7 protein-coding genes, 1 tRNA gene and 1 pseudogene are annotated in these 6,361 nt (G+C 62.6%); 7 read left to right on the top strand and 2 right to left on the bottom strand.

Annotated features, from left to right (window positions below; genetic code table 11):
• A pseudogene (locus EN991_RS19045) lies at positions 1-410 on the top strand (MBL fold metallo-hydrolase); the annotation flags it as partial.
• A gap of 139 nt (positions 411-549) precedes the next feature.
• On the opposite strand, the gene rpoH reads toward EN991_RS19045, so the two are convergent.
• Together rpoH and EN991_RS19035 are read right to left on the bottom strand one after the other, a co-directional pair.
• Positions 550-1,461, bottom strand: coding sequence for an RNA polymerase sigma factor RpoH (gene rpoH / locus EN991_RS19040; RefSeq protein ID WP_013529255.1), 912 nt, complete (start codon positions 1,459-1,461; stop codon positions 550-552).
• 201 nt (positions 1,462-1,662) lie between these two features.
• Complete coding sequence (locus tag EN991_RS19035; RefSeq protein WP_127369310.1) at positions 1,663-2,703, bottom strand: RluA family pseudouridine synthase; 1,041 nt, start codon at positions 2,701-2,703, stop codon at positions 1,663-1,665.
• 27 nt (positions 2,704-2,730) lie between these two features.
• On the opposite strand from EN991_RS19035, the gene EN991_RS19030 reads away from it, so the two are divergent.
• The 6 genes from EN991_RS19030 (at position 2,731) to EN991_RS19005 (ending at position 5,897) form a co-directional block, all read left to right on the top strand.
• Positions 2,731-3,114 carry a fimbrial protein gene (locus tag EN991_RS19030; protein WP_013529257.1) on the top strand — a complete coding sequence of 128 codons (384 nt, stop codon included), beginning with the start codon at positions 2,731-2,733 and terminating at the stop codon, positions 3,112-3,114.
• A 48-nt stretch (positions 3,115-3,162) separates the two neighbouring features.
• Positions 3,163-3,570: a VOC family protein gene (locus EN991_RS19025; protein WP_063169153.1), complete on the top strand. Its 408-nt coding sequence runs from the start codon at positions 3,163-3,165 to the stop codon at positions 3,568-3,570.
• Between the two features lie 90 nt (positions 3,571-3,660).
• Positions 3,661-3,735: transfer RNA gene (locus EN991_RS19020), tRNA-Glu, on the top strand.
• A 249-nt stretch (positions 3,736-3,984) separates the two neighbouring features.
• A complete protein-coding gene (locus tag EN991_RS19015; protein WP_063169152.1) occupies positions 3,985-4,161 on the top strand; it encodes a Flp family type IVb pilin in 177 nt (58 codons plus the stop codon).
• Between the two features lie 274 nt (positions 4,162-4,435).
• Positions 4,436-5,017, top strand: a complete 582-nt coding sequence (locus EN991_RS19010) for a VOC family protein (protein WP_013529260.1) — start codon at positions 4,436-4,438, stop codon at positions 5,015-5,017.
• Between the two features lie 22 nt (positions 5,018-5,039).
• Positions 5,040-5,897: a glutathione S-transferase family protein gene (locus EN991_RS19005; protein WP_127369309.1), complete on the top strand. Its 858-nt coding sequence runs from the start codon at positions 5,040-5,042 to the stop codon at positions 5,895-5,897.
• The last annotated feature ends 464 nt before the right edge of the window (positions 5,898-6,361 follow it).

Raw genomic sequence — 6,361 nt, 5'->3', positions numbered from 1 at the left:
CCTATGTGATCGGCGATGCCGCCTTCGTCCACGACACGCTGTTCATGCCCGACAGCGGCACAGCGAGGACGGACTTTCCCGGCGGCAGTGCCGCGCGGCTCTGGCGCTCGATCCAGGACATACTGGCGTTGCCGGACGAGATGCGGCTGTTCGTCGGTCATGACTATCAGGCCGGCGGCCGCGAACCCTTGTGGGAAAGCACGGTCGCCATACAGAAGGCGACCAACACCCATCTTGCCGCCGCCCGCAGCGAGGCCGAGTTCGTCGCCCTGCGCGAGGCGCGCGACAGGACGCTGCCGATGCCGCGGCTGATCCTGCATGCGCTGCAGGTCAACATGAATGGCGGGAGGCTGCCCGAACCCGAAGCGAATGGCCGGCGGTACCTGAAGTTTCCGCTGGATGGGCTTTGAGAGATCGCTGCCGGCGAAGCTGCAATCTCCCCCTTGCGGGGGAGATCGGATGTCGCCTCCGCTTTCGCCAACCACACAAGAAAAAAAGCGGCGCCAGTTTCCTGGCGCCGCCTTTAGATCTTGTTGCCTTTAGCCGGCTTTAGGCTGCGGGCTGCGCCTCAATGGTGCGCAGCGCCTGGGTCTGGCGCTTGGCGGCGGCCTTGACCGCATCCTGCACCTTCTCGAAGGCGCGCACCTCGATCTGGCGCACGCGCTCGCGGCTGATGTCGAATTCGGACGAAAGCTCTTCCAGCGTCAGCGGCTCCTCGGCGAGGCGACGGGCCTCGAAGATGCGCCGCTCGCGCTCGTTGAGCACGGCAAGAGCGCCCGACAGCATGCCGCGCCGGTTTTCCAGCTCGTCCTGCTCGATCAGCATCTCTTCCTGGCTTTCGTGGTCGTCGACCAGCCAGTCCTGCCACTCGCCGGACTCACCTTCGCTCGCCCGGATCGGGGCATTGAGCGAGGCATCGCCCGACAGGCGGCGGTTCATCGACACCACTTCGGCTTCGGAAACGTTCAGCCTGGTGGCGATCTCGGCGATCTGATCGGGCTTCAAGTCGCCGTCGTCGAGCGCCTGGATCTTGCCCTTCACCTTGCGCAGGTTGAAGAACAGGCGCTTCTGGTTGGCGGTCGTGCCCATCTTGACCAGGCTCCACGAGCGCAGGATGTACTCCTGGATCGAGGCCTTGATCCACCACATGGCATAGGTCGCGAGGCGGAAGCCGCGCTCGGGTTCGAATTTCTTGACGGCCTGCATCAGGCCGACATTGCCTTCCGAGATCACTTCGCCGATCGGCAGGCCATAGCCGCGATAGCCCATGGCGATCTTGGCGACGAGCCTGAGGTGGCTGGTGACGAGCTTGTGCGCAGCGGAGGTGTCTTCATGCTCGGCATAACGCTTGGCGAGCATGTACTCTTCCTGCGGCTGCAGCATGGGAAAGCGGCGGATTTCTTCCAGGTAGCGGCTGAGGCCGCCTTCGCCGGAAACGATACTGGGTAATGACTGGGCCATGATAGCGCCCCCTCTCTATTGGAGTGATGCCCCCGAAACGCGGCGGGCATGTGACGCGAGCACCAAAAGGCTCGCCCGCGACATCGGATCTTATACAGGAACAAAACCAGAAAAGACAGGCATTTGTTCAACACGAAACAGTGTGTCACGGTGAAGTGAACAATGCCAGTCAGGTTTTTTGATGGCTTGTCGGTGACGGGTTCAGAGTTTGCGGAAGCCGCCGACGAGTTCCTCCATGTCCCTCGGTAACGGCGCCTCGAACCTCATCGTTAAATGGGTAGTGGGGTGGCGAAATGCAAGGAGCCAGGCATGCAAAGCTTGCCGGGGAAATACCTTGACCTGGCTTTTCAGCGGTTCCGGCAGCCGGTTGGCCTTGGTGCGGAAGGCCTGGCCATAATCGGGGTCGCCGATCACCGGATGACCGATATGCGCCATGTGGACACGGATCTGGTGGGTGCGGCCGGTCTCAAGCCGACATTCGACCATGCTGGCGGTGGCGAACTCCTGTTGGCTCTCGCCGAAGCGCTCCTGCACGGCAAAGTGGGTGACCGCATGGCGGGCGTCGTCGCGTCCTTCCGGCACCACGGCACGGCGCACGCGGTCGGCGGCGCGGCCGAGAGGCGCGTCGACCCTTCCGGTCGGCCTCTGCGGTATGCCCCAGACCAGCGCCAGATAGGCACGTTCGAGATCGCCGGTGAGGCCGTGATCGGCGAAAGCCTCGGAGAGTGACTTGTGGGCGCGGTCAGTCTTGGCGACCACCATGACGCCGCTGGTCTCCTTGTCGAGGCGGTGAACGATGCCTGGCCGCCGCACGCCGCCAATGCCGGAAAGGCTGTCGCCGCAATGATGGATCAGCGCGTTGACCAGCGTACCGGTCCAGTTGCCCGCTCCGGGATGCACGACAAGCCCGGCCGGCTTGTTGATGACAATCAGCTCGTCGTCCTCATAAAGCACATCGAGTGCGATGTTCTCGCCCTGCGGCTCCGCCGGCTCCGGCTCCGGCATGGTAACCGACACGCTTTCGCCCGGCGCCATCTTGCGCTTGGTCTCATCGATCAGCTTGCCGTCGACCCAGACCGCGCCCTGCCTGATCAGCATCTGCACGCGGCTGCGTGACATGTCCGGACCAAGCCTTGCCGCCAGCCACTGGTCGAGGCGCTGACCGGCCGCGTCCGCATCCGCCACCAGCACGGTCGGTACCGCCTCTATCAATTCAGGGGCCTCTTCGTTATGAGCGCTCATTGAAAAACCGTTCCGGAACTGTTTGCCATGGCCAGCCCGATCGCCGAAGAAGACCAGGATAAGCCGCTCGACCCCGAGGTCGAAAAGGTGCGCAGGAAACTCGTCCGCTTCGTCGGGATCAATCTCGGCCTGCTGTTCCTCGCCCTTATGGTGGTGATCGGCGCCCTTGTCTACAAAGCGCGCAATGCACCGCCGGCGAACCCGCCGCTGGCCGGGGATATCCAGACACCCGCCGGCGAACCGGTCAGCGGCGACATCGTGCTGCCGGTCGGGGCCAAGGTGGTCAGCCAGTCGCTGTCCGGCAACCGTGTCTCGATCGACGCCGAGCTTGCCGACGGCAGCCGGACGATCTTCGTCTACGACATCACCGAGCGACGCCTGATCGGCCGCTTTGCGATCCGCAACAAGTGACCGAGCCGCAACGATGAACGGCAGCAGGCCCATGAGCAAGCCTCGGGGATGAGCGGGTTCGCCGAACATCGTCGCGTCGCCACGGTCGCCCTGGTCGTCGCCAATTATGACGAGGCGATTGCCTGGTATGTCGAGAGGCTGGGTTTCCTGCTCGTCGAAAATGTCGATCTCGGCGGCGGCAAGCGCTGGGTCACAGTGGCGCCGGCCAACGGGCAGGGCGCCAGGCTGCTGCTGGCCGAGGCTTCCGACGAGGCGCAAAGCAAAAGTATCGGCGATCAGACCGGCGGGCGTGTCTTCCTGTTCCTGGAAACCGACGACTTTGCCCGCGACCACGCGGCGATGCTGGAGAAAGGCGTCGAATTCCGCGAAGCACCGCGCTTCGAGCCCTACGGCACGGTGGCGGTTTTCGCCGATCTGCATGGCAATCTCTGGGATCTGATCGAACCGAAACGATAGGCTGACGGCCGGCTTTTCCTCGACCGGGGAAAGCGGCCTAACCCCAGTTGCTTTTTCCCAGCGCTCAGCCTATATCGCCGGTTCTTGAACGCGCCCATCGTCTAGCGGTCAGGACACCGCCCTCTCACGGCGGGAACAGGGGTTCGATTCCCCTTGGGCGTACCAAGTTTTTCGACAACTTTGCAGGATGCCGTCGATTTCGTTTCTGAAGTCGCGGAGCCTCGATACTGTGGCGTCCGGGAAACCCGCTCTGCACAGGTAGCCGCAGCCTTAAAAAATGCCAGTGGCGCCAACCAGCCCGGCCTTTATTTCATTCGTCTGGCAAATGTTAACGGACGCGAAACCGAGAACCTTAACGTCCCCGCAACTCACGGCGAATATTAGTTTTCGCTTTAGTAGCTGTAGGAGGTTGAAATGCAGAAAATAGCTTATCGTTTCGCTTGGGACGAGTCTGGCGCGACCGCGATCGAGTATGGCTTGATCGCAGCTCTCATCGCGCTCGCGATCATCACCGGCGCCGGGGCGGTTGGCAATTCGCTCAACGGGATCTTCACGACCGTCGGCACTACGGTCAACAGCAGCGGCTCGTAAGTCGGTACATCAATTCGGTCGGCTATCGGCCGGATTCGCCGATCTCAGCCTCCAAAGCGCAGCGCGTACGTGCTTCCGATGCCGGGCATCGGAAGTGCGGACGGCGCACTTTCCATCAGTCGGCTTTATCCGTTGCGTCACCGCGTTCGTCGCTTCTGGCGCCGCGGAGCTGTTTGCATTAGCATCACATCATGGATCCTGGGGTACGGCTCCAGCGGCGCGCAGAACGCCGCGCTGTCCGTAAGGCCAGTTGATCCATGGGGGAGGAAGGCCAATGCAGAAGCTGCAATCGCAGGGCGTCCATCACATCACGCTGGTCGGCGCCGGGCGCCAGACCTCTATCGATTTCTGGGAAGGCGTGCTCGGCATGCCGTTCATCTTCGAACAGCCCAATCTCGACAAGCCGAGGGAAAGCCACCTCTATTTCGATCCCGGCGACGGCCGGCTGATCACTATCTTCACCGACGAGAGCCGGACGCCGGAGAAGCGGCGCACGCCGACCGATCCGGGCTGTGTTCACCACATCGCCTTTTCGGTGTCGCGCGTCACCTTCCTGCAGGCGGTCTCCCGGCTTGACGAGCGCGGCATCAAGCACAGCGGCGTCAAGGATCGCGGTTTCATGGATTCGATCTATTTCGAGGATCCGCTCGGCTTGCTGATCGAGTTGGCGTCCTACCGCTTCGAACCGCCGGCGGGCTTCACCCATGCGGATGTGCTGATGGAAGCGCACAGGCTGCGGGTCGGGCGCGGCGACTACAACATCGCCGAAGTGCATCTCGCCGATGCGATCCAGACGCTCGTAGAGCGTTCCCGTGCCACCCTGTCGGACGATCGGGCGCCGAAGAACCCATACTGAGCAGACCAGAGGGAGGAACAAGATGGCCAAGACAGCGACGAAGACTGCCGGGAAATCCGCGGCCAAAGCTGCCGCCAAGCCGGCGGCGAAAGCTGCGGCAAAGCCAAAAGCCAAGGCGGCCGCCAAGCCTGCCGTGAAGGCGACGGCAAATGCCGCGCCAAGGGCCAAGGCCAAGCCGGCCAAGAAGCCGACGCTGAAGCTCAGCATGCTGAAGCCCAGCGTCAACAACATGACCGTGCGGGTGTTTGCGCGCGCGGCGGGTTTCGACCACGCCGAGACCGATGCCTGGGGCCACACCCGTTCGCCGGAGTTCATGGCGCGAAATCCCGCCCATTTGACGCCGATGATCGAGGACAAGGGCCTGCCCAGAGGCGTGCTGTGGGAAAGCTGCGCCATCATGCAATATCTCGCCAACAAGCACGGGCTGGAGAAATTCTATCCGAAGGCACCGGCCAAGCGGGCGATGGTCGACAGTGCGATGTTCTACCTGATCGGCACGCTCTACCCCTATGTGGCGCGCGCCACCTATCCGGCGCTCGGCTTCCCGCACTATGCCGGCGAGGTCGGCCACAGCGACGCCCATCCCGACAAGAAGTCCGAAGCCCAGAAGGCGGCGATGGCGGCGATCGCCGAGCCGCTGGAGGTCTTCCACTCGTTCTTCAGGGACGGCAAGCCGTTCATCGGCGGCAAGCATCCGTCGATCGCCGATATCCGGCTGGCGGCGACGCTCGAATTTCTGGCCGTCATCGACTATGCCTTGCCCACATGGGCGAAGGACTATGTGGCGGCGATCGAGAAGAAGCTCGGCAAGGCCTATAGCGAGCCGGCCGGCGACGTGCGCGGTTATATCGCCCATGTGAAGTCCCAGGCCAAGGCCTGAGCTTAAGGGTTCGTTAACCAAAGCCCTGTCTACTGCAGGCAATTCGCTTTCGGCCCGCGACCACGGATGTACTGGCGCAGAACGTCGCAGCGATAGGAAAGGTCGGCGCAATGCCGGCCTTTTGCTTTTCGCACGCTTTGTTCGACGCAATTCCCAAGGGAAAAGCGTTATGCGCTTTTCCGGGAAAACCGTTTCACACTTAACCCGGCATTGCTTTATCGCCGGGCGCGATCGAGCAGCGATCAGACCGCGCAAGCCCAGTCAGGTGTCGCTTTTTCGGCGTCAAGTTTGCCGAGAGATATTGCCATTGCCGACGTTGGCCCTACCATCCATTGAGCGTCCCAGATGGACCGTGGTCAGGCGTGAGGGCTGGCGATGAAAAGCGTTGCGAGACGGATTGCGGTTGCGGGCGTGATGCTGGCGGGCGCTGTTCATGCGTCAAGTGCAGCTGAACTCAACACGAT

Source organism: Mesorhizobium sp. M7A.F.Ca.US.005.03.2.1, assembly GCF_003997795.1.
Lineage (GTDB): Bacteria > Pseudomonadota > Alphaproteobacteria > Rhizobiales > Rhizobiaceae > Mesorhizobium > Mesorhizobium ciceri.
This window is presented reverse-complemented; position numbering and strand designations above follow the sequence as displayed.